General features: G+C 73.2%; 24 protein-coding genes. 13 read left to right on the forward strand and 11 right to left on the reverse strand.

Annotation, left to right across the window (positions count from 1 at the left end; translation table 11 throughout):
• Both EIY87_RS08585 and dapE read right to left on the reverse strand, forming a co-directional pair.
• Positions 1-810 carry a DUF3152 domain-containing protein gene (locus EIY87_RS08585; protein ID WP_125307126.1) on the reverse strand — a complete coding sequence of 270 codons (810 nt, stop codon included), beginning with the start codon at positions 808-810 and terminating at the stop codon, positions 1-3.
• 126 nt (positions 811-936) lie between these two features.
• Positions 937-2,007, reverse strand: a complete 1,071-nt coding sequence (dapE, locus tag EIY87_RS08590; protein WP_125307127.1) for a succinyl-diaminopimelate desuccinylase — start codon at positions 2,005-2,007, stop codon at positions 937-939.
• A gap of 23 nt (positions 2,008-2,030) precedes the next feature.
• Between dapE and EIY87_RS08595 the strand changes: the two genes are divergently transcribed.
• The 3 genes from EIY87_RS08595 to EIY87_RS08605 are packed head-to-tail and all read left to right on the forward strand — an operon-like array spanning position 2,031 to position 4,429.
• Positions 2,031-2,459 carry a hypothetical protein gene (locus tag EIY87_RS08595; RefSeq protein ID WP_125307128.1) on the forward strand — a complete coding sequence of 143 codons (429 nt, stop codon included), beginning with the start codon at positions 2,031-2,033 and terminating at the stop codon, positions 2,457-2,459.
• A gap of 28 nt (positions 2,460-2,487) precedes the next feature.
• Positions 2,488-3,471: a 2,3,4,5-tetrahydropyridine-2,6-dicarboxylate N-succinyltransferase gene (dapD, locus tag EIY87_RS08600; RefSeq protein ID WP_125307129.1), complete on the forward strand. Its 984-nt coding sequence runs from the start codon at positions 2,488-2,490 to the stop codon at positions 3,469-3,471.
• 28 nt (positions 3,472-3,499) lie between these two features.
• Complete coding sequence (locus EIY87_RS08605; protein WP_125307130.1) at positions 3,500-4,429, forward strand: CHAD domain-containing protein; 930 nt, start codon at positions 3,500-3,502, stop codon at positions 4,427-4,429.
• A gap of 213 nt (positions 4,430-4,642) precedes the next feature.
• Here EIY87_RS08605 and EIY87_RS08610 read toward each other — a convergent pair whose 3' ends face one another.
• Entirely contained in the window at positions 4,643-6,049 is a 1,407-nt protein-coding gene (locus tag EIY87_RS08610) for an FAD-dependent monooxygenase (RefSeq protein ID WP_125307131.1), read from the reverse strand.
• 81 nt (positions 6,050-6,130) lie between these two features.
• On the opposite strand from EIY87_RS08610, the gene EIY87_RS08615 reads away from it, so the two are divergent.
• Positions 6,131-6,748 carry a TetR/AcrR family transcriptional regulator gene (locus tag EIY87_RS08615; RefSeq protein WP_125307132.1) on the forward strand — a complete coding sequence of 206 codons (618 nt, stop codon included), beginning with the start codon at positions 6,131-6,133 and terminating at the stop codon, positions 6,746-6,748.
• Here EIY87_RS08615 and dapC read toward each other — a convergent pair.
• The 3 genes from dapC to EIY87_RS08630 form a co-directional block, all read right to left on the reverse strand.
• Entirely contained in the window at positions 6,742-7,833 is a 1,092-nt protein-coding gene (gene dapC / locus EIY87_RS08620) for a succinyldiaminopimelate transaminase (protein WP_125307133.1), read from the reverse strand. The genes EIY87_RS08615 and dapC overlap by 7 nt on opposite strands.
• Positions 7,830-8,150 carry a ferredoxin gene (gene fdxA, locus EIY87_RS08625; RefSeq protein WP_072474489.1) on the reverse strand — a complete coding sequence of 107 codons (321 nt, stop codon included), beginning with the start codon at positions 8,148-8,150 and terminating at the stop codon, positions 7,830-7,832. Before fdxA ends, dapC begins: the two co-directional genes overlap by 4 nt.
• Before the next feature lie 109 nt (positions 8,151-8,259).
• On the reverse strand, positions 8,260-8,433 hold the full coding sequence (locus tag EIY87_RS08630; RefSeq protein WP_086865078.1) for a hypothetical protein: 174 nt from the start codon (positions 8,431-8,433) through the stop codon (positions 8,260-8,262).
• 57 nt (positions 8,434-8,490) lie between these two features.
• On the opposite strand from EIY87_RS08630, the gene EIY87_RS08635 reads away from it, so the two are divergent.
• The 7 genes from EIY87_RS08635 to EIY87_RS08665 are packed head-to-tail and all read left to right on the forward strand — an operon-like array spanning position 8,491 to position 13,476.
• Positions 8,491-9,273, forward strand: a complete 783-nt coding sequence (locus EIY87_RS08635; RefSeq protein ID WP_125307134.1) for a GNAT family N-acetyltransferase — start codon at positions 8,491-8,493, stop codon at positions 9,271-9,273.
• Positions 9,270-10,259, forward strand: a complete 990-nt coding sequence (cofD, locus tag EIY87_RS08640) for a 2-phospho-L-lactate transferase (RefSeq protein WP_125307135.1) — start codon at positions 9,270-9,272, stop codon at positions 10,257-10,259. Before EIY87_RS08635 ends, cofD begins: the two co-directional genes overlap by 4 nt.
• Positions 10,195-11,589: a coenzyme F420-0:L-glutamate ligase gene (locus tag EIY87_RS08645; protein WP_125307136.1), complete on the forward strand. Its 1,395-nt coding sequence runs from the start codon at positions 10,195-10,197 to the stop codon at positions 11,587-11,589. The genes cofD and EIY87_RS08645 overlap by 65 nt, the downstream gene beginning before the upstream one ends.
• Positions 11,586-12,131: an NUDIX hydrolase gene (locus EIY87_RS08650; protein WP_125307137.1), complete on the forward strand. Its 546-nt coding sequence runs from the start codon at positions 11,586-11,588 to the stop codon at positions 12,129-12,131. The genes EIY87_RS08645 and EIY87_RS08650 overlap by 4 nt, the downstream gene beginning before the upstream one ends.
• A 27-nt stretch (positions 12,132-12,158) precedes the next feature.
• Positions 12,159-12,851: a hypothetical protein gene (locus tag EIY87_RS49115; RefSeq protein ID WP_125307138.1), complete on the forward strand. Its 693-nt coding sequence runs from the start codon at positions 12,159-12,161 to the stop codon at positions 12,849-12,851.
• A complete protein-coding gene (locus EIY87_RS08660; RefSeq protein WP_125307139.1) occupies positions 12,848-13,213 on the forward strand; it encodes a GntR family transcriptional regulator in 366 nt (121 codons plus the stop codon). The genes EIY87_RS49115 and EIY87_RS08660 overlap by 4 nt, the downstream gene beginning before the upstream one ends.
• A complete protein-coding gene (locus EIY87_RS08665) occupies positions 13,213-13,476 on the forward strand; it encodes a hypothetical protein (protein ID WP_125307140.1) in 264 nt (87 codons plus the stop codon). The genes EIY87_RS08660 and EIY87_RS08665 overlap by 1 nt, the downstream gene beginning before the upstream one ends.
• A gap of 73 nt (positions 13,477-13,549) precedes the next feature.
• On the opposite strand, the gene EIY87_RS08670 is transcribed toward EIY87_RS08665, so the two are convergent.
• Together EIY87_RS08670 and EIY87_RS08675 are read right to left on the reverse strand one after the other, a co-directional pair.
• Complete coding sequence (locus tag EIY87_RS08670) at positions 13,550-14,446, reverse strand: DNA-3-methyladenine glycosylase family protein (protein WP_125307141.1); 897 nt, start codon at positions 14,444-14,446, stop codon at positions 13,550-13,552.
• A gap of 3 nt (positions 14,447-14,449) precedes the next feature.
• Positions 14,450-15,529 carry a mannose-1-phosphate guanylyltransferase gene (locus tag EIY87_RS08675; protein ID WP_125307142.1) on the reverse strand — a complete coding sequence of 360 codons (1,080 nt, stop codon included), beginning with the start codon at positions 15,527-15,529 and terminating at the stop codon, positions 14,450-14,452.
• Between the two features lie 142 nt (positions 15,530-15,671).
• Between EIY87_RS08675 and EIY87_RS08680 the strand changes: the two genes are divergently transcribed.
• On the forward strand, positions 15,672-16,124 hold the full coding sequence (locus tag EIY87_RS08680) for a hypothetical protein (protein WP_125307143.1): 453 nt from the start codon (positions 15,672-15,674) through the stop codon (positions 16,122-16,124).
• Here EIY87_RS08680 and EIY87_RS08685 read toward each other — a convergent pair.
• Positions 16,121-16,978, reverse strand: coding sequence for a glycosyltransferase family 2 protein (locus tag EIY87_RS08685; RefSeq protein WP_125307144.1), 858 nt, complete (start codon positions 16,976-16,978; stop codon positions 16,121-16,123). The two genes, EIY87_RS08680 and EIY87_RS08685, sit on opposite strands and share 4 nt — an antisense overlap.
• 135 nt (positions 16,979-17,113) lie before the next feature.
• Here EIY87_RS08685 and EIY87_RS08690 point away from each other — a divergent pair, with 135 nt between their 5' ends.
• Positions 17,114-17,647 (forward strand): DUF3800 domain-containing protein, encoded by a 534-nt coding sequence (locus EIY87_RS08690; protein WP_125307145.1) that lies wholly within the window; start codon positions 17,114-17,116, stop codon positions 17,645-17,647.
• A 114-nt stretch (positions 17,648-17,761) separates the two neighbouring features.
• On the opposite strand, the gene EIY87_RS08695 is transcribed toward EIY87_RS08690, so the two are convergent.
• Positions 17,762-18,892 carry a glycosyltransferase family 4 protein gene (locus EIY87_RS08695; RefSeq protein WP_125307484.1) on the reverse strand — a complete coding sequence of 377 codons (1,131 nt, stop codon included), beginning with the start codon at positions 18,890-18,892 and terminating at the stop codon, positions 17,762-17,764.
• Positions 18,893-18,964: 72 nt separating this feature from the next.
• Positions 18,965-20,041 carry a glycosyltransferase family 4 protein gene (locus tag EIY87_RS08700; protein ID WP_125307146.1) on the reverse strand — a complete coding sequence of 359 codons (1,077 nt, stop codon included), beginning with the start codon at positions 20,039-20,041 and terminating at the stop codon, positions 18,965-18,967.
• Positions 20,042-20,044: the final 3 nt, after the last annotated feature.

Genomic DNA, 20,044 nt, shown 5'->3' on the forward strand with positions numbered 1-20,044 from the left:
TCAGGAGTCGCCCGCCGGGATGGGGTCGTCGTACTCCCCCGGCGGGCCGGCGTATTCGCGGCCGCCGCCGTCCGGGAACGGCCAGGGGTTCGGGACGCAGCCGTGCAGCCCGAGCGTCTGCTGCTCCATCACCGGCGCTGGCCGCCCCGGGCCGGGGCACAGCTCGTGGCCCTGGCCGAGCCGGTGCCCGGTCTCGTGCGTGACCATGTACTGGCGGTAGACGTCGAGCGAGGCCCCGTAGTTCGGCACGGCGTTGGCCCAGCGGGCGACGTTGAGCACGACGTTGCTGCCGTTGCGGCAGGACGTGTAGCTGTCCGGCGTGCCCCCGCACAGCTTGTCGCGGCTGGCGGGCGTGGCCAGGTAGATCGTGAAGTCGGCGCTGTCGGTGGGACCGACCTGCTGCAGCCGCCACTGCCCGCCGGCGGTCCAGCCGCGGGGGTCGCCGAGGATGCCGCGGATCTTCTTGGCGAAGTCGGCGGGCCCGACGCCGTCGATGTCGGTTTCGAGCGCGATCCGGTACCGCATCAGGCGGCCTTGGGTGCCGGCGACCTCGTCGCTGCCCGGAGTGAACATCCACTGCCCGGACCCGGTCCGCGGGAAGGTGATGGCCACCTCGACGGGCGCGGCCTGCGTCACGGGCGCAGCGGGTTCCTCGGGCGGCGGCGGCAACGCGGTCGCCTCCCCGATGGCGGTGAGGATCGGCCCGGCCGCGGGCGCCGCCACCGGCTGCCCCTCACAGGCAGTGAGCACCACGGCCACCGCCACGGCGAGCACGCCGGCAAGCGCGGCTCGGCCAGCGGTTTTGGGCATGGGTCCTCCCCGGGTGCGCGGCTTCACCAGTGGATACGGGCGAGGACGGCGAAAAGTTGCGGTGACGTCTGGCGACGCTGCGTCACCGCAGCTCAGGATGGGCGAGTGTGACGACGGCCACAGCGCTCAGCCCAGGAACTTGCGCAGCACCTCCGCGACCTGACGGATCTCCGCCGTCCGGACGTTCTCCTGCTGCGTGTGCGCCAGCGTCGGGTTGCCCGGGCCGAAGTTCACCGCCGGCATGCCCAGCGCCGCGAAGCGGGCCACGTCCGTCCAGCCGAGCTTCGCCGCCGCGCGGCCGCCCGCCGCCGTCACCAGTTCCGCCGCCGCCGGGGCCGAGAGGCCCGGCAGCGCTCCCGGGGACAGGTCCACAACGGACAGTTCGTAGCCGTCGAACACCTCGCGCAGGTGGCGTTCCGCCGCTTCCGGGGAGCGGTCCGGGGCGAAGCGGTGGTTCACCGTCAGCACCGCCGCGTCCGGGACGACGTTGCCCGCCACCCCGCCGCTGATCGCGGTCGCCTGGAGGCCCTCGCGGTAGGTCAGGCCGTCGATGTCGACGATCCGCGGCTCGTACTCGGCCAGCCGCCGCAGGGGGCCGGCCAGCGCGTGGATCGCGTTCTCGCCCATCCACGCCCGCGCCGTGTGCGCGCGCTTCCCGGTGAACCGCAGCTCGACGCGCATCGTGCCCTGGCAGCCGGCCTCGATGACGCCGTTCGACGGCTCGCCGACGATCGCCAGGTCGCCCGCCAGCCACTCCGGCAGCTCGCGCTCGATCCGGCCGAGGCCGTTCTTGACCGCCTCGACCTCTTCGTTGTCGTAGAAGACGAAGGTGACGTCGTGCTTCGGCGACGGCAGCGTCGCGGCCAGGTGCAGGAAGACGGCGTCGCCGCCCTTCATGTCGACCGAGCCGAGGCCGTGCAGGACCTCGTCGTCGCCGGTGCCTTCGCGCCGCGACGGGAAGTTGCCGTTCTCCGGCACGGTGTCCAGGTGCCCGGCGAGCACGACCCGCGAGCCGCGGCCGAGGTTCGTGCGCGCGAGGACGGCGTCGCCGTTGCGGACGACCTCGAGGTGCGGTGCCTGTTCCTGAAGCGCTTCCTGCACCAGCGTCGCGAGCTCGGCTTCCGAACCGGACACGCTGAAGACGTCCACGAGGGCCGCGGTCAGGTCGACGGGATCGGCGCGCAGGTCGAGGCTCATGCCCGGCACGCTACCGTGAGGGTGTGCGTAGGTTCGGAGTCGCCGTCGGCGGCGCGTTGCTGGTCCTGGTCCTGTCCGGCTGCGGCAGCGAAGCGGGCCCGACGCCCAAGCGGGGCGGCGAGCCGGGCCCGGACGCGCTCCCGACGAAGCTCGACGCGCTGACCGCCGACCAGTGCTACGCGAGCCCCCGCACGCAGCTGCCGAAGGGCTGTGAGAAGTACGTCACGGAGGTCGGCAACGTCCCGGGCGCGGCCCGCAAGCGCGCGGACGACCGCGACCCGCGGCTGGTCGCCGAAGCGGACAAGCTCGACACCGCCGTGAAGGCGTTCCGCAGCGCGGGCTGCACGATCGTGCCGGACCCGGGCGGTCCCTGCACCCAGGCGCTCGCCGACATCGCCGGCGCGCTGAGCGACCTGAAGAAGCAGGTAGACGCGCAGCCCACGAGTGGTTGATCCGCGTCACTCCACTACGGTGAGGGCCGTGAGCGAGCAGAGCCCGAACCCCGAAACGACCGGCGCCAGCGGCGTCGGGCTGGCCACCGTCGCGACCGACGGGACGGTCCTCGACACCTGGTACCCGCAGCCCAAGCTCGTCGAGGGTGGCACGCCCGGCACCGAGCGCCTGAGCGCGGCGGAAGCCACCGAGCTCCTCGGCGAAGCGGCCGCGGGCCTGCTCGGCCCGGACACCGACCGCGGGGTCGAGGTCGTCGCCGTCCGGACCACGATCGGCAGGCTCGCCGACGCCCCGGCCGACACGCACGACATGTACCTGCGGCTGCACCTGCTCTCGCACCGGCTGGTCCGGCCGCACGGCCAGAACCTCGACGGCATGTTCGGCCTGCTGGCCAACGTCGTGTGGACCAACCACGGCCCGTGCCCGGTCGAAGGCTTCGAGCAGACGCGCCTGCGGCTGCGGGCGCGCGGCACGGTCACCGTGTACAGCGTGGACAAGTTCCCGCGGATGGTCGACTACGTCCTGCCGTCCGGCGTCCGGATCGGCGACGCCGACCGCGTCCGGCTCGGCGCCCACCTGGCGTCCGGCACCACGGTCATGCACGAGGGCTTCGTCAACTTCAACGCCGGCACGCTCGGCGCGTCCATGGTCGAAGGCCGGATCTCGGCCGGCGTGGTCGTCGGCGACGGCTCGGACGTCGGCGGCGGCGCGTCGATCATGGGCACGCTCTCGGGCGGCGGCAAGGAGACGATCTCGCTGGGCGAGCGCTGCCTGATCGGCGCGAACGGCGGCATCGGCATCTCCCTGGGCGACGACTCGGTCGTCGAGGCCGGCCTGTACGTGACGGCGGGGACGAAGGTCGTCGTCGAGGGCAAGGTCGTGAAGGCCCTCGAGCTCAACGGCATTTCCGGCGCGGTGTTCCGCCGCAACTCGGGCACCGGCGCGGTCGAGGTCGTGCCGCGGACGGGCACCGGGGTCGAGCTGAACGCGATGCTGCACGCCAACGACTGAGCGCGTTCGTTCACCTACCATTCATGAGGTGACCACCGAATCGTTGCCTCGCACCCCGGCCGAGCTGGGCCTGCCCGACGCACCGGTGGAAGCCGGGCCCGCCGACCCGGCCGGGCACCACGTGCGGGCCAAGCTCGACCGGGAGATCCGCGCCCTGCTCGCGTACGAACCGGGCACGCGATCGGGCGCGGACCCCGAGGACCTGCACCAGATGCGCGTCGCCCTGCGGCGGATGCGCAGCGTGCTCAAGCTGTCCGGCCGGCTGGTCGGCGACGGCGCCGAGCCGGTGCGCGCGGAACTCGGCTGGCTCGGGCAGTCGCTCGGCGAGGTGCGTGACTACGACGTCCTGATCGGGCACCTGCGCGAGGTCATCGCCGACTTCGAGGTCCGCGACCAGGCCGCCGGGCACCGCCTGGTGTCCCGGTTCGTGACCGAGCGCGCGGCGGCGAAACGGCGGCTGACCCAGGCCCTGACCAGCGCCCGCTACTCGACGTTGCTGCGCGAGGTCAGCCTGCTGACCCGGTCGACGGCCGAGGTGCCCGACCAGCCGCACGACCTGGTCGGCGGGCTCGCGAAGCCGCACCGCAAGCTCGCCAAGGCCGTCCGCGCGCTGCCCGCCGACCCGCCGGACGACGACCTGCACGCCCTGCGCATCCACGGCAAGAAGCTGCGCTACGCCGCCGAGCTGGCCCAGACGTCGGCGAAGAAGAAGCGCGCGAAGCGGATCAAGGCCCTGATCAAGGCGACCAAGGACTTCCAGACGGTGCTGGGCGACCACCAGGACGCGGTCATCGCGGCCGAGCGGATGCGCGCGGTGCTGGCGACGGCCGACGGCGAGGTCGGCTTCGTCGCCGGCCGCATCGCCGAGCGCGAGCTGGCCCGCCGCGCCGAGGCCCGCGCGGCCTGGCGGGCTTCCTGGGCGGCGGTGGATCGCGCCGCGAAGGCCCTGCACGCCTGAGGTCTTGAATGAGTCATTCAAGACATCGCAGGCCCGCGCGGCACCACTCGCCACGGCCGGCGCCGGTGGGCCGGACCGGCCGGGGCCCCGGCTGCCCGCACGTCATGAAAGGGTCGTTCACCTCGCCTGACGACATGAACGACCCTTTCATGGCAGTTCGGCCGCCCCCAGACCGGCGCGGCCGCCGGGTGCGGCGCGGGCGGGATGTCGTGATCAGGACATCGACCAGACGTACCCGTCCGGCCGGATGAGCACGCGCCGACCGGCCGAAGCCTCGTAAGCCGCGTATGCGTGGCCGCCGTCGTCGACCAGGTCCGTGCCCGTCGCCACGCTTCCCGCCGGCAGGATCCGGTACCCCGAGGTCTCGCCCTCGCCGAACACCAGCTCCGTCGAGTGCGGGCCGCGGAACAGCTCGAACAGCCGGACCCGCTTGCCGTTCGCGTCGACCAGCGGCGCGTCCGGTGCCCGGTCGCCCGGCCGCAGCTCGCCCGTTCCCGGCGGGGACAGCGGGCCGCCGCGGTAGCCGACGTCCAGCTGCTGGGTGTCCTCGCCGCGGCGGTGGGCGTCCTCGTCGCCGTCGACGTACTTCTGCAGCAGCGCCGTCGAGACGCCGAGCACGCGGGCCGCGACCGCGCGCCGCTCCGGCTCGTAGCTGTCGAGCAGCTCGGGAGCGCCGTCGGCGAGCTTCCAGCCCAGGTTGTAGCCGTCCTGGACGCCGGTGTTGAGGCCCTGGCCGCCGGTCGGCGGGTGGACGTGCGCCGCGTCGCCGGCCAGGAACACGCGGCCGTCGCGGAAGCGCTCCGCGAGCCGGACGTTCGGCCGCCACACCGTCGACCAGGCCAGGTCGGACAGCTTGACCGTGCCGCCGCTGAGCACGTCGAGCCGGGCCTGCACCGCGGGCAACGCCGTTTCGACGTCGGTCTCGCCGTCGCCGAGCGAGGCGCCGAACTGGAAGTGCGGGGTCCCCGGCAGCGGGCTGAACATCATGCCGTTCATCGGTTCGTCCGGCGTCGCGAACCAGTGGCCGTACGCGCGGTCGAGCCCGTCGGCCCGGACGTCGCCGAGCAGCATCCGGATCGACTCGTCGGTGGTGCCCTCGAACGCGATCCCCAGCGCCTTGCGCACGAAGCTCTTCCCGCCGTCGGCGCCGACCAGGTACGCCGCCCGCACGGTCTCGCCCGTGCTCAGCGTGGCCGTGACGCCGTCGGGGTCCTGCTCGAACCCGGTCAGCGCGGTGTTCAGCTCGACGCGCACGCCGAATTCGGCCAGCCGGTCGCGCAGGATGCCCTCGGTCTGCGACTGGCCGAGGAACCAGCCGGTCGGGTACGGCGTCGACGGCGTCGGCTCGACCGGGTCGAACATCATCCGCTCGCCGACCACCGCACCGCCGAGGTGGATCTTCATCGGCACCGGCGCCATGCCCGCGGCCAGCACGGCGTCGAGCACGCCGATGTCCTCGAACACCTCCAGCGTGCGCGGCTGCATGCCGTCGCCGCGCGAGCCGACGAAGTACGCCTCCGCCTTGTCGATGATCCGCACGGGGACGTCGCGCCGCGCCAGCTCGATGGCCAGCGTCAGCCCGGTCGGTCCCGCCCCCGCGATCAGCACCCGTGTGTCCATGTCATCCTCCCAGTGAATTGCTATTCAGTGAATCTGGATTCAGAATGGCGCTGCTAGCGTCCCGTGTCAAGGGAGGTGCCGATGACGGCGACGAGCCGCAAGGAGAAGGCCGCCGAGACGGCGGACGCGCTCAAGGCCGCGGCCAAGCGCGTCTTCGCGCGCAAGGGCTACCTGAACACCAAGATCACCGACATCACCGCCGAAGCGGGGCGGGCCGCGGGGTCGTTCTACAACCACTTCGCGGGCAAGGAAGAGCTGCTCGAGGCGCTCCTGGCCGATATCGCGGCGTCCGGCGACGAGAGCGCCGAGCGCGAGGACCACCTGAACGACTTCAGCGACCCGGCGGCCGTGCGCTGGCACGTCCGGCAGTACTGGGAGTTCTACCGGGACAACGCCGCGACCATGCTGGCGCTGCGCCAGGCGGCGATGGTCAGCGAGTCGTTCGCGCGCACGCTCGCGCGGTTCGGCGCTTCCCAGGCCGCCGACCTCGACGACCACCTCGCGCACGTCACCCGCGCCGGGCTGAAGCTGCCGACGACGCCGGACCGCTGCGGGATGCTGATGTACAACCTCGTCGACGCCTTCGCGGCGACGTGGCTGCACGGCTCACCGGCGGGCTGGACCCCGCCGACCGACGAAGAGGCGATCGAGCTGCTGACCCGGTTCGTCTACCGCGGCCTGACCGGCCACGACTACTGAGTGAGCCGCTCCACGGCGGCGTCGACGCGCTCGTCGGTCGCGGTCAGCGCGACGCGGACGTGCTTGCCGCCCTTCGGGCCGTAGAACGTGCCGGGCGCGACCAGGATCCCGCGCTCGGCCAGCCACGCGACGGTGGCGTGGGCGTCCTCGTCCCGGGTGGACCACAGGTACAGGCCGGCCTCGGAGTGGTCGACGCGGAAGCCGTTGTCCTCCAACGCCTTCCGCAGCACGAGCCGGCGACGCGCGTAGCGGCCGCGCTGGGCTTCCAGCGCCTCGTCGTCGGTCAGCGCGGCGACCATGGCCTCCTGGACCGGGCGCGGCACGATCATGCCCGCGTGCTTGCGGATGTCGAGCAGCTGCTTGACCAGGCGCGGGTCACCGGTCAGGAACCCGGCGCGGTAGCTGGCCAGGTTCGCCGACTTCGACAGCGAGTGGACCGCGAGCAGGCCGTCGGTCCGGCCGCCGGAGACGTCCGGGTGCAGGATCGACAGCGGTTCGGCCTCCCAGCCGAGCGCCAGGTAGCACTCGTCGGAGACCACGACGACGTCCCGCTCGCGCGCCCACTCGACGACCTTGCGCAGGTGTTCGGCCGGGAGCACCTTGCCGGTCGGGTTGGACGGCGAGTTCAGCCAGATCATCGCCGGCTTCTGCGGGCCGAGCGCGAACGTGCTGTCGGCGCGCAGGATCGACGCGCCCGCCAGCAGCGCCCCGACCTCGTACGTCGGGTACGCCAGCTCCGGGATGACGACGAGGTCACCCGCGCCGAAGCCGAGCAGGCGCGGCAGCCAGGCCACGGCCTCCTTGGACCCGATCGTCGGGAGCACGGCGTCCGGCTCGATGCCCGTGACCCCGTGCCGGCGCCCGAGCGCGGCGATCGCGGCCGCGCGCAGCGCCGGGATGCCGTGCGTGGTCGGGTACCCGGGGATCTCCGAAACCGACGCCAGCGCGTCGCGGATGCCGGCCGGGACCGGGTCGACCGGGGTGCCGATGGAGAGGTCGACGACCCCGCCGGGATGCGCCTGCGCCGTGGCCTTGACCTCGGCGAGCGAATCCCAGGGGAAGTCGGGCAGCGCGACCGGGCTCATTCGCCCTGCGGGGGCAGCGCCTTGATGAAGGCCGGGTCGTTGGCCGTCTTGCCCACCTTGGAGGCGCCGCCGGGCGAGCCCAGCTCGTCGAAGAAGTCGACGTTGGCCTTGGTGTAGTCCGACCAGTTGTCCGGGACGTCGTCCTCGTAGTAGATCGCCTCGACCGGGCAGACCGGCTCGCAGGCGCCGCAGTCGACGCACTCGTCGGGGTGGATGTACAGCATCCGCTCGCCCTCGTAGATGCAGTCCACGGGGCACTCGTCGATACACGCCTTGTCGAGCACGTCGACGCAGGGCTCGGCGATCACGTAGGTCACTGCGCACTCCTGCTTTTCTCTGCAAACAGCCAGTCCGTGCCGACATTACGCGGCATCGGCACCCGTTCGGTTGGTGAGGCAAGCCTTAGCCATACCCCGGGTATGGAGCTCACCGCTCGCGGCGGCGCGGGGGCGGGGTCGCCCGGGCGTCGCCGGTGATGACGAAGCGCGGCTTGGGGGCCTCGTCCTCGGCCTTCTTCTCCCCCACGGCCCGGTTGAACCCCTCGGAGATCTCGTCGACGAGCTTCTCGTTGTGCCGCTCGTCCTTGCGCTGGATGCCCACGGCCACCTCCTCGGAAATCCGTTCCGCGGCCTTCACCGCCTCCGTCACAATCTAGCGGTGAACACACCGGAGACGCTCGAAATCGCCTGCAGCAGAGCATGGCCGCCGGTGGTCGAGGAGTACCTGGGCGAGTGGCGGCTGCGCTGGGCGGACGGCTTCACCGGGCGCGCCAACAGCGTCCTCGCCGTCGGGGACCCCGGCCGTCCCGCGGCGGAGGCCCTGCGGGCGGTGTGTGACTTCGCCCACGATCGGGGGATCCCGCCGATGGCGCAGGTGGTCCGCGACAGCCCGAACGAGCACGCGATCGCCGCCGCGGGCTGGCTCCCGGCCACTTCCCACGGCGCCGGCCACGAGGTCGTCGTCCTCACTGTGGACAACCGCCACTTTCACGTGAAAGCGGCGGCCTCGGGTGTGGACAACCGCCACTTTCACGTGAAAGTGGCGGACGAACCGACTCCCGGGTGGTGGGAGCTGGTGCTCGGGGCGGACGGCGATACGGCGGCCGCGCGGGCTGTGCTGACCGGCGGGAAGGTCGGGTACGGCGTCGTGGAGGACGGCGAGGTGACCACGGCCGTGGTCCGCGGGGCGCTGGTGGACGGCTGGCTGCACGTCGGACGGCTGGCGGTGCGCCCGGCGCACCGGCGGCGGGGGCTGGCGTCGGCGCTGATGGCGGCGCTGGGAACCTGGGGCGTGGAACAGGGAGCGGACCGCGCGGTGTTGCAGGTGGCGGAGGGGAACACGGGCGCGCTCGCGCTCTACGCGGGGCTCGGCTACGCCCCGCACCACAGATACCGGTACTGGGTGCCCGCACCCGGCTCGTGCGAGGATTCGACGTCGTGAAGATCGTGGTAGTGGTCGGCGGAGTGGGCGGGGCCCGCTTCCTGCTGGGTGTCAAGGCAGCGCTGGGCATGGCACCGGAAGGTGCTTCGGAGTCCGAGCACGAGGTGACGGCGCTGGTCAACACCGGCGACGACGTCTGGATGCACGGGCTGCGGATCTGCCCCGACCTGGACACCTGCATGTACACCCTCGGCGGCGGGATCGACAAGGAACGCGGCTGGGGGCACGCGGGCGAGACCTGGGTGGTCAAGGAGGAACTGGCGGCCTACGGCGCCGACCCGGACTGGTTCGGGCTCGGCGACAAGGACATCGCCACCCACCTGATCCGGTCGCGGATGCTGCGCGCGGGCTACCCGCTCTCGGCGGTGACCGAGGCCCTGTGCGACCGCTGGCAGCCCGGCGTCCGGCTGCTACCGATGTCGGACGACCGCGTCGAGACGCACGTCGTGATCGACGACCCGGAGCAGGACGGGCAGCAGAAGGCCATCCACTTCCAGGAGTGGTGGGTGCGCTACCGCGCCGAGCCGAAGGCGCACTCGATCGTCCCGGTCGGCGCCGACGAGGCCAAGCCCGCGCCGGGCGTCCTCGAAGCGATCAAGGACGCCGACGCCGTGCTGTTCGCGCCGTCGAACCCGGTCGTGTCGGTGGGCACCGTGCTGGGCGTGCCGGGGGTCCGGGAGGCGCTGCGCAAGACGTCGGCCGGGGTCGTCGGGGTGTCGCCGATCATCGGCGGCAAGGCGCTGCGCGGGATGGCCGACGCCTGCCTGGACGCGATCGGCGTCGAGACGTCGGCCGAGGCGGTGGGCCGCCACTACGGCTCGCGCAAGGACGGCGGCGTGCTCGACGGCTGGCTGATCGCCGAGGGCGAGACGGCCGACGTACCGGGCGTGACCGTCCGCGACGTCCCGCTGCTGATGTCCGATGTGGACGCGACCGCGGCGATGGCCCGCGCGGCGCTCGAACTCGCCGGAGCCCCTGTTGAGTGACCACGCTTCCGCCAAGCTGGAGATCCTGCCCGTCCCCGGGCTCCCGGAGTTCCGCCCCGGCGACGACCTGACCGGCGCGATCGTCGCCGCGGCGCCCTGGCTGCGCTCGGGCGACGTCCTGGTCGTGACCAGCAAGATCGTCTCCAAGGCCGAGGGCAGGCTCGTGCGCGTGCCGACCGACCCGGAGGCCCGCGACGCCGAACGCCGCAAGCTCGTCGAGCAGGAGGCCGTGCGGGTGGTCGCGCGGATCGCGCGCACGGTGATCACCGAGAACCCGCTGGGCATCGTGCAGGCCGCGTCCGGGATCGACGCGTCCAATGTGGCCGGTGACGAGGTCGCGCTGCTGCCCGCCGACCCGGACGCCTCCGCGCTGGCGCTGCGCAACGGCCTGCGCGAACGGCTCGGCGTCGAGGTCGCCGTCATCATCACCGACACGATGGGCCGCGCCTGGCGCGTCGGGCAGACCGACAACGCGATCGGCGCGTCCGGGCTGCGCGTGCTGCACGCCTACCGCGGGCAGATCGACGGGCAGGGCAACGAGCTCGCCGTCACCGAGGTCGCCGTCGCCGACGAACTGGCGGCGGCCGCCGACCTGGTCAAGGGCAAGCTGGGCGGGATGCCGGTCGCGGTGGTGCGCGGGCTCGACCTCGTCGACGACGGCTCGACCGCGCGGAACCTGATCCGCCCGCTGGAAGAGGACCTCTTCCGGCTGGGCACCAACGAAGCCATCGCGCAGGGGCGCCGGGAAGCCGTCCCGGCCCGGCGATCGGTGCGCCGGTTCGCGGACGAGCCGGTGGATCCCGACGCGCTGCGGCGGGCGGTGGGGTCCGCGCTGACCGCGCCCGCGCCGCACCACACGCACCCGGTCCGGTTCGTCTGGCTGCGCGACGGCGGAACGCGCAAGAAGCTGCTCGACGCCATGCGCGAATCGTGGCGGGCCGACCTGGCCGGCGACGAATTCACCGAGGAGCAGATCGCGAAGCGGCTCAGCCGCGGCGACATCCTGTACCGGGCACCGGAAGTCGTCATCCCGTTCCTGGTGCCGGACGGCGCCCACACCTACCGCGACGACCGCCGCAACGCCTGCGAGAAGACGATGTTCACCGTGGCGGGCGGCGCGGCGGTGCAGGGCCTGCTGGTCGCGCTGGCGGCCGAAGGGCTCGGCTCGTGCTGGATCGGGTCGACGATCTTCGCGGCGGACCTCGTGCGGGACGTCCTCGGCCTGGACGAGCGCTGGCAGCCGCTGGGCTCGGTCGCGATCGGCGTCCCGCTGGAATCGCCGCCCCCGCGCGGGGAAGTCTCGCCGGGCGAAGGGTTGCTGGAGCTGTGACGCTGCACGCGAACGCCGTCGCGACGCTGGATTCGTGGCGGCCGGAGGATCCCGCGCAGGAATCCCTGCGGCAGGCGTTCCTCGGCTTCTTGGCGGCACGCGAGGACAGTTGTCAGCGCTCGTGCGCGGCCGGGCACCTCACGGCGTCGGCCGTGCTGCTGGACCACACCGGCACGCGGGTGCTGCTCACGCTGCACCCGCGAGTCGGCCGCTGGCTGCAGCTCGGCGGGCACTGCGAGCCGTCGGACACGTCGCTGGCCGGAGCGGCGCTGCGGGAGGCCACCGAGGAGTCCGGCATGCCGGGCCTGCGGATCTCGGCCGAGCCGGTGCACCTGGACGTCCACCCGATCACGTGCTCGCTCGGCGTCCCGACGCGCCACTTCGACGTCCGGTTCGCGGTCCGCGCGCCGGCAGGTGCTTCGCCGGTGCGCAGCGACGAGTCCGACGACCTGCGGTGGTGGCCGGCGGACGCGCTCCCGGCGGGGTCGGAAGATCTCGCCGATCTGGTGAAAGCGGCCGTTCCTGTCGGTGCCGGGCACTAGCCTGGGACGCGGACAGGGAGGGACCACATGGCCACGCAGTTCCCCGAGCGGGTGCACTACCACTCCGGAAGCGGTGGGGACACCGGGGTGTTCGGCTACATCGTGCTCGGGCTGATCATCCTGGGCGTCATCGTGTTCATCATCGCGGTGATCGTGCGCGTGTCGAAGATGCGGCGCGAAGAGGCGATGAAGAACGGCGGGCAGTTCCCGCCGAACTTCCCGCCGCAGCAAGGGTTCGCGGGTTCCGCGCCACCGTCGCAGGGGTTCCCGCAGCAGCCCGGGTTCGAGGGTGCCGCGGCGCCACAGGGGTTTGCGCCCACGCAGGCGGGTTCCGCAGCCCAGCCAGGGTTCGCGCCACCGGGTGCCGCGCCGCAGCCAGGGTTCGCGCCCACGCAAGCGGATTCCGCAGCCCAGCCCGGGTTCGCGCCACCGGGTGCCGCGCCGCAGCCCGGATTCGCCCCGGCGCAAGCGGGTTCCGCGCCCCAGCCGGGGTTCGCGCCCACGGGTGCCGCGCCCCAGCCGGGGTTCCCTCCGGCGCAAGCGGGTTCCGCGCCGCCGTCGCAAGGGTTCCCGCAGCAGCCCGGCTACCCGCCTTCGCCGCAGCAGGGTTTCCCGCAGCAGCCGGGGTACCCGCCCGCGCCGCAGCAGTACGCGCCGCAAGGGCCGTCGTTCCCGCAGCAGCCGCTGCCGGGTCCGGGAGCGGGGCCGCAGAGCTGGTGATCGTCCCCTTCGACAGCTCCTCTTCGGTGCCGCCCTTCGAGCAGGTCCGGTCCGGGCTCGCCGCGCGGATCAACGACCGGAGCCTGGCCGTGGGCACCAAACTGCCGACGGTCCGGCAGCTCGCGGCCGACCTCGGCATCGCCCCGAACACCGTCGCGCGCGCCTACCGCGAGCTGGAGGAAGCGGGCCTGATCGAGACACGCGGCCGCGCGGGCAGCTTCGTCGCGGCGGCCGGCGACCAGAGCCGCCGCCGCGCCCAAGAGGCCGCCGCGGAGTACGCGCAGGTCACTCGTAAGCTGGGCCTGGGTTCCGCCGAGGCGCTGTCGATCGTCCGCGCCGCGCTCGACGAGGGGAATGGCTGATGGTGAGCGTGCTGATGCTGCTGATCATCCTGGTGGTGCTCGGGGGCATCGTCGGGGCGGTGCTGCTGATCGTCAACTCGAGCAAGCCCAAGCAGCCGCCGTACCCGCCGCAGTACCCGGGTTACCAGCAGCCGGGCTATCCGCCCCAGCAGGGCTTCCCGGGCCAGCAGCCCCCGGGCTACCCGCCCCAGCCGCCGTACCCCGGCCAGCAGCCGCCGTACCCGCCCCCGCCGGGCGGCTATCCCCCGCCGCCGCAGCAGTAGCCGAACGCAAGGCCAAGGTGCGACGGCTCGCCGGGCGCGGCGTCGCCGGTGGGCCACCTGGCCTCGAAGGGCCTCACATGGCGCGGTAGTCGCGCAGCTCGATGCGGGGCCCGAAGCGCGGGCGCGTGTGCCCGGCCGCCTCCAGGTACCGGACCGCCCGCTGCCGCTGCGGGGCGTACGGCGCCAGCAGCTCCGCCATCCCCGCGTCGTCCGTTTTCGTGCCCGCCAGCGCGTGCCCGACCATCGACGGGATGTTGTAGTCGCCGAAGCTCACCGCGTCCGGGTCGCCCCACGCGCGCTGCGCGATCTCCGCCGCCGTCCAGACGCCGATGCCCGGGACCTGCCGCAGCCAGTGCCGTCCTTCGAGCCCGCGCAGCTGGACGGCCCGCTCCAGGTGGGCGGCGACGCGAGCCGCGTTGAGCAGGGCCGTCCGGCGCTTGATGTCGACGCCCGCGCGGTGCCAGTGCCAGTCCGGCAGCGAGCGCAGCGCCACCGGCGTCGGCGGCACGCGCAACCGCTCCGGCCCGGGCCCGGGCGCCGGCGCGCCGAACCGGCGGCACAGCTCGGCCCACGACCGGATCGCCTCCTTGCCCGCGACCTTCTGCTCCAGCACGGCGAGCACCAGCCAGTCCCACACCACGCCCGTCGCACCCAGCCGCAGCCCGGGGTTCGCCCGCCGGGCCCGCGCGACGACGTCGTGGTGCGCGACGAACCCGCTGTCGTCGTCCTCCGCCCCCAGCAGTGCCGGGACGCCGCTGAGCAGGCGATCTTTCCCGTCACCCCAGGCCGCCGCCTCGATCCGCCCGTCGGTGAGCCGGCGCAGCGCCAGCGTGCCAGGGCCGTCCGCGGTGTTCGACGCGAGCCAGGTGATCCCGCGCTCGTCGGTGAGGATGTTCAGCGACCCGCGGCCGCGCTTCAGCGGACTCAGGACCCTCCCCAAGTCGACCTCGAACGCGGGACGCCAGAACATCGGCTACGCGTCGCTCGAGAAGCGGATGGCGCCGTCGGGCAGCACGGTGTCCGGCCAGACGCGGGCGCCTTCCAGCAGCTCGCAGCCGGCGCCGACGGACGCGCCGTCGCCCAGGACCACGCCGCGCAGGACCGCGCCGGCCCCGACGCGCGCGCCGTGCCCGAGCACCGAGTTCTCGACGACGGCGCCTTCGGAGACGGCCGCGCCGTCGAACAGGACCGAGCCGTCGATCTTCGCGCCGGAGCCGACGACCGCGCCGCCGCCGATGGTCGAACCACCGGAGAGCTGGGCGTCCTCGGCCACCGAAGCGCCGTCGAGGACCAGGAACTCACCGGGGCGGCCGGGCAGCGCCGACGTCGGCGCGACGCCCCGCACCAGGTCCGCGGAGCCGCGGACGAACGCTTCCGGCGTGCCGACGTCCAGCCAGTAGGACGCGTCGATGAAGCCGTGGATGTGCGCGCCCTGCTCCAGCAGCTGCGGGAACGTCTCGCGCTCGACCGACACGCGGCGGCCGGTCGGGATGGCCTCGATCACCGGGCGGCGGAAGACGTAGCAGCCGGCGTTGATCTGGTCGGTCGGCGGGTTCGGCGTCTTCTCGAGGAACGCCTGGACCCGGCCGGTTTCGTCGGTGGGCACCGAGCCGAACCGGCTCGGGTCCGGGACGCGCTGCAGGTGCAGGGTGACGTCGGCTTCGGACTCGCGGTGCACGCGCAGCTGCTCGCCGAGGTCCGAGCCGGAGATGATGTCGCCGTTGAAGACGATCACGTGCTCGGCGCGCAGCTTGTCGTAGACGTTGCGGATGGCGCCCGCGGTGTCGAGCGGCTCCTCCTCGACGACGTATTCGAGGTCCAGGCCGATCGACTTGCCGTCGCCGAAGTACTCCTCGAACACCTCCGCCCGGTAGCTCGTCCCCAGCACGACGTGCCGGATCCCGGCCTCGCGGATGCGGGAGAACAGGTGGCTCAGGTAGGGCGTCCCGGCTGTCGGGAGCATCGGCTTCGGCGCCGAAAGGGTGAGCGGGCGCAGCCGGGTGCCCTTGCCCCCGACCAGCACGACGGCGTCGACCTCGACCTCGGACGTCACGGAAATCTCCTCCTGTATCACGCACCGCTGAGCGACAAGCCGCGGGAAACCCTGACGGAGGTCGCCCGGAGGGCCTACCCTAGACAGGAAACAGGCGGGCCCCTCCCCAGAGGGCCCCCGGGTCAGTCGGGAGGCCGAGGGGATGGACCCCCGCGATCGGGCGGACGCCCTGCTCGCACGAGCCCAGGCGCGCGGTGTGTTCGTGGTGACACCCGACAGCGCGACGTCACCGATGGACTCGTCGAACACCCAGCAGATCCCGCGCGCGGCGATCGACGGCCTCGACCGGAGCCAGGACCCCGACACGACGACGCAGCTGCCGGCGTCGCTGATCGAGGAGAACGACCACCCGCTGGCCGGCTCGTCCCCGACGCGCCGCCTGGAGGTCCCGGGCGGCCGCCGCCCGCAGCCGACGACGCCGTTGAGCACGCCGACGCCGACGACGCCGATGCCCACGCCGCTGGCCCGCCGTCCCCAGGCCGAGCCGATCACGAGCCCGCTGAAGGAGCCCGACCCGGAGGACACCGGCCTGGTGCCGACGGTCACGCAGACCAACGGCAAGTCCGACCTTTCGCGCCGGCTCGACGGGATCTAGCGGGTTTCGAGCTTCAGCCGCAGCGCGAGCCCGAGCTTCGTCGCGGCCAGCACGGGCTTCCAGAGCAGTCCGGGGTGCCGGTCGGCGAGGTACTGGTAGGCACTCGCGTGGTGGGCGGCGAGCATCTTCTTGGACGCCTGCGACGTCGAGTGCCCGCCGAGGTGCATGACCCCGGCCGAGGGCACGTAGACGTTGAGCCAGCCGGCCTTGCCGAGCCGGTCCCCGAGGTCGACGTCCTCGAAGTACATGAAGTACCGCGAATCGAACCCGCCGACGGACTCGAACGCCTCCCGCCGCAGCAGCAGGCACGACCCGGACAGCCACTCGGCCGTGCGCTCGACCGGCGTGCCGGTCTCCTGCCGGTACTGCTTGGTCCAGGGGTTGCCCGGCCAGACCTTCCCGAGCGCGGCGTGCCCGATCCCGCGCCCGAAGGAGGGCAGCAGCCGGGCGGAGGGGTAGGTGGTCCCGTCGAGCTCGTGGATGAGCGGCCCGAAGGACCCCCCACGCGGCCACCGCTTGGCGGCTTCGAGCAGCGTGTCCAGGGACCCCGGCTCCCATTCGAGGTCGGGGTTGGAGATGACGATCCACCCGTACCGGTCGTCCAGCTCGGCGACCCCGCGGTTGCACCCGGTCCCGTACCCGACGTTCTCGCCGATGCTGAGCAGGTGCACGTTGGCGCGCTTCGCGGCCTTCTCGGGAGCGCCGTCGGTGGAGACGGTGTCGGCGACGACGACCTGCACGTCGCGGTCGGTGGCCTTCTCGAGGGTGTCGAGGAACCGCTCGAGGGTTTCGCCGGAGAAGTACGTCACGGTGACGACGCCGATCTGGTCGCCGTAGCGGGTCTGCTCAGTCACCGGGCCATTGTCCCTTCGTCACGCTGCGCGGTCCCGGCGCCCCGGGTCAGAAGCACGCTGAGAGAAGTCGGCGGGTGTCACTTGAAGTAGTCACCCGAATGCGGCACGTGCAACTTCGCACGTCATGATGTCGCGATGACGGTGCACGCCTTCGTCGACGAGTCAGGACGCGCCGGCAGCTATCTACTCTGCGCGACGATCGTCGAACCGGCTCATCTCAGCCTCACCCGGCGCGCTTTGCAGTCGCTGCTGCTGCGTGGTGCCCGCGAGCTGCACTTCAAGAAGGAGAAGGAACCCCGCCGGAGGATGCTCATCGATCGGATGGCGGCACTGCCGGTCACGGTCCGGCTCTACTCCGGCAGCTGCGCACCCAAGACCGAAGAGGCGGCCCGGCAACGGTGCCTCGCGCTGCTCACCCAAGACCTGCTTGGGCTGCAAGCCCACCGGCTCGTCCTCGACAGCCGCGACCACCGCGACGCCCACGACCGCCAGACCTTGCAGCAGGCCCTCGGCACCCGGCCGTCGAAGACCGAACTCACCTACGAACACGTCGACTCGACCGCGGAACCCCTGCTGTGGATCTCCGACGCGGTCGCCTGGTGCACCGGCGCGGGCGGCGATTGGCGACGCCGCGCGAATCCGCTGGTCACCAACCGCTTCGAGGTGTGAGGACAGCGAAAAGCCCGCGAGACGACCGTCCGGACGCGTCACGGGCTTTCATACTCGGCCCCACGGGGACCTCGCACATCCAGCGTACCACCGCCGATCACCGCCCGGTGCGGGTCAGCGGCTCCGCAGATGGCGTGACCAGGCCTTCCCGTACGCCTCCCGGTGCCGCTCCGCCGTCGTGGCCCAGGAAAACTCCTTCGCCCGCTGCTGCGCCGCCGTAGCCAGCTCCGCCCGCCGCCCGGGATCCGCCAGCAGCTCGCTGATCGCCGCCGCCACGTCCCCCGCACCGACACCGCAATACGCCACCGCGTCCCCGCCCACCTCGGGCAACGACAGCCGCCGGGTGGTCAGTACGCACGCGCCGCAAGCCATCGCCTCCAGCACCGGGAGCCCGAACCCCTCCCCCAGCGACGGGTAAGCCACCAGCGACGAACCCCCCAGGAACCCCGCCAACGTCCCGAACGGCAGGTACCCCGCGCGGATCACCCGCAGGCGATGCGGCACCGCGTCCAGCGCCCGCTCCACCTGCGTGTCCCACCCCGGCTGCCCCGCCAGCACCAACGCCGGTGCCTCGCGCTGACCCGCCACCGCCCGCGCGAACCCCCGGATCAACGCCGGCACGTTCTTCCGCGGCTCCAGCGCCCCCAGGAACGCCACGTACGGCGTCCGCCCGAGGCCGACCGCCGCCCGTGCCGAAGCGATCTCCGCCGGGGATGGCGGGTGGAAGCGCTCCGTATCGACTCCGTGGTGAATGACTTCCAAAGACGCGTGCCGGACCGGGGCGACGCGGGCCAGCTCCGACGCCGTCGCCGCGGACGGGACCACGCACAGCGTCGCCCGGCGCAGGGCCGTCGCCGTCCACGCGCGGAAGAAGCGGGCCTTCACCGACGAGTGCAGCACCGCGTCCGTGAAGAACGTCGCGTCGTGCAGCGTCACCACCGAAGCCGCCGACGTCGCCAGCGGCATCGTGTAGTGCGGCGAATGGACGACGTCCGCGCCGAGGCGGCGGGACAGCCGCGGGAGGGTCGCCTGTTCCCAGGTCAGCCGGGCCGTCCGCGTGGTCGTCGACGGCGAAGCCGGGACGACGCGCGAGTGCGGTGCCAGCCGATCGTAAAGCTGCAGGTCGCGGGGCTGGCAGACGACCGTGAGCCGCGCGCCGTCCGCGTCCAGGGCGGCGACCAGCGAATCCACGTACCGGCCCACCCCGCCGCGGTCCGCGGGCACCGCGGTCGCGTCGATCAGCACCCGGGGGTCATCGCTCACCCCTGCAGGGTACGGCGACCACCGTCCGCGCTGGTGGGGAACTGGCAAACCGGGCTAATCGTGAGGGCGCCGGTGGATGGCCCAGACGGCTTCCGCGGCGCGGCGCCAGGTGAACGTCTTCGCCCGGTCGCGTCCCGAGCGCACCAGCTCGGCCGCGCGCGACGGCGACCCGAGCACCTCCCGCAGGGCGGCCGCCAGGGCCGTCGCGTCGCCGCGCGGCACCGTCACGCCCGCGCCGCCGGCCACCTCGACCAGGGCCGGGACGTCGGTGTGCACCACCGGGACGCCGGCCGCCATCGCCTCCAGCAGGCCGAGCCCGAAGCCCTCGGCGAGGCTCGGCACCGCCAGCACGCTCGCGTGCCGCAGCGCGGTCGCCAGCTCGGCGTCCGACACCTTCCCGAGCACCCGCAGCCGCTCCGCGGGCAGGCCGCGTTCGCGGGCCAGCTCGACCGGGTCGATGCCGCCCCAGCCCGGCTGGCCGGCCAGCACGAGCATCGTGCCCTCCAGCGCCGCGACCGCGTCGATCAGCACGTCGATGCCCTTGCGCGGCTCGATCGTGCCGACCGCCAGCACGTACTGGGCGGGCAGCTCCAGGTCCGCCTCCCCGGTGGGCACCCGCACGCCGTGCGGGACCACGCGCACCGGGACGTCGAGGTCGATCAGCACCGCCAGCTCGTCGGCGACCGCGCGGGTCGGCACGACCAGCCCGGACGCCCGCTTCGCCGCCCGCGCGATCATCGACCGGTGCCAGCTGACGCCGCGCGAGGTCAGCGTCTCGGGGTGGGTCCACGGCACGGTGTCGTGCACGGTCACGCTCAGCGTCTTCCCGGCCGGCGCGCGCGGCGGCGCGAACGGCGTCGGCGCGTGCACCGCGTCGCCGCCCGGCCACCAGCGCAGGCCCAGCTGCCACGCGGCGACCAGCGCGCGCGGCGGGATCCGCAGCACCCGCGGGCCCTCGACGCCGTCCAGCCGGGCCGCGGTCACGTCGGCGTGCCGCGCGCAGACGCTGGACACCGTCCACCCCGGCGGCGCGGTCTTGGCGAGCGCGGGGAGCAGCTCCGCCGTGTAGCGCCCGGTGCCACCGGGCACGGGCGCGAGGAGCTGCTCGGCGAGCACGACCAATCTGGGCACGCG

It is taken from the genome of Amycolatopsis eburnea (genome assembly GCF_003937945.1).
Taxonomy (GTDB): Bacteria; Actinomycetota; Actinomycetes; order Mycobacteriales; family Pseudonocardiaceae; genus Amycolatopsis; species Amycolatopsis eburnea.

Coding starts and splice junctions, on each gene's coding strand:
- EIY87_RS08610 (WP_125307131.1), bottom strand. CDS start 6,049: ATGGACACACGGGTGCTGATCGCGGGGGCGGGACCGACCGGGCTGACG.
- EIY87_RS08585 (WP_125307126.1), bottom strand. CDS start 810: ATGCCCAAAACCGCTGGCCGAGCCGCGCTTGCCGGCGTGCTCGCCGTG.
- EIY87_RS49115 (WP_125307138.1), top strand. CDS start 12,159: ATGGCCACGCAGTTCCCCGAGCGGGTGCACTACCACTCCGGAAGCGGT.
- dapE (WP_125307127.1), bottom strand. CDS start 2,007: ATGAGCCTCGACCTGCGCGCCGATCCCGTCGACCTGACCGCGGCCCTC.
- dapC (WP_125307133.1), bottom strand. CDS start 7,833: ATGAGCCCGGTCGCGCTGCCCGACTTCCCCTGGGATTCGCTCGCCGAG.
- EIY87_RS08645 (WP_125307136.1), top strand. CDS start 10,195: ATGTGGACGCGACCGCGGCGATGGCCCGCGCGGCGCTCGAACTCGCCG.
- EIY87_RS08665 (WP_125307140.1), top strand. CDS start 13,213: ATGGTGAGCGTGCTGATGCTGCTGATCATCCTGGTGGTGCTCGGGGGC.
- EIY87_RS08670 (WP_125307141.1), bottom strand. CDS start 14,446: ATGTTCTGGCGTCCCGCGTTCGAGGTCGACTTGGGGAGGGTCCTGAGT.
- EIY87_RS08615 (WP_125307132.1), top strand. CDS start 6,131: ATGACGGCGACGAGCCGCAAGGAGAAGGCCGCCGAGACGGCGGACGCG.
- EIY87_RS08680 (WP_125307143.1), top strand. CDS start 15,672: ATGGACCCCCGCGATCGGGCGGACGCCCTGCTCGCACGAGCCCAGGCG.
- EIY87_RS08690 (WP_125307145.1), top strand. CDS start 17,114: ATGACGGTGCACGCCTTCGTCGACGAGTCAGGACGCGCCGGCAGCTAT.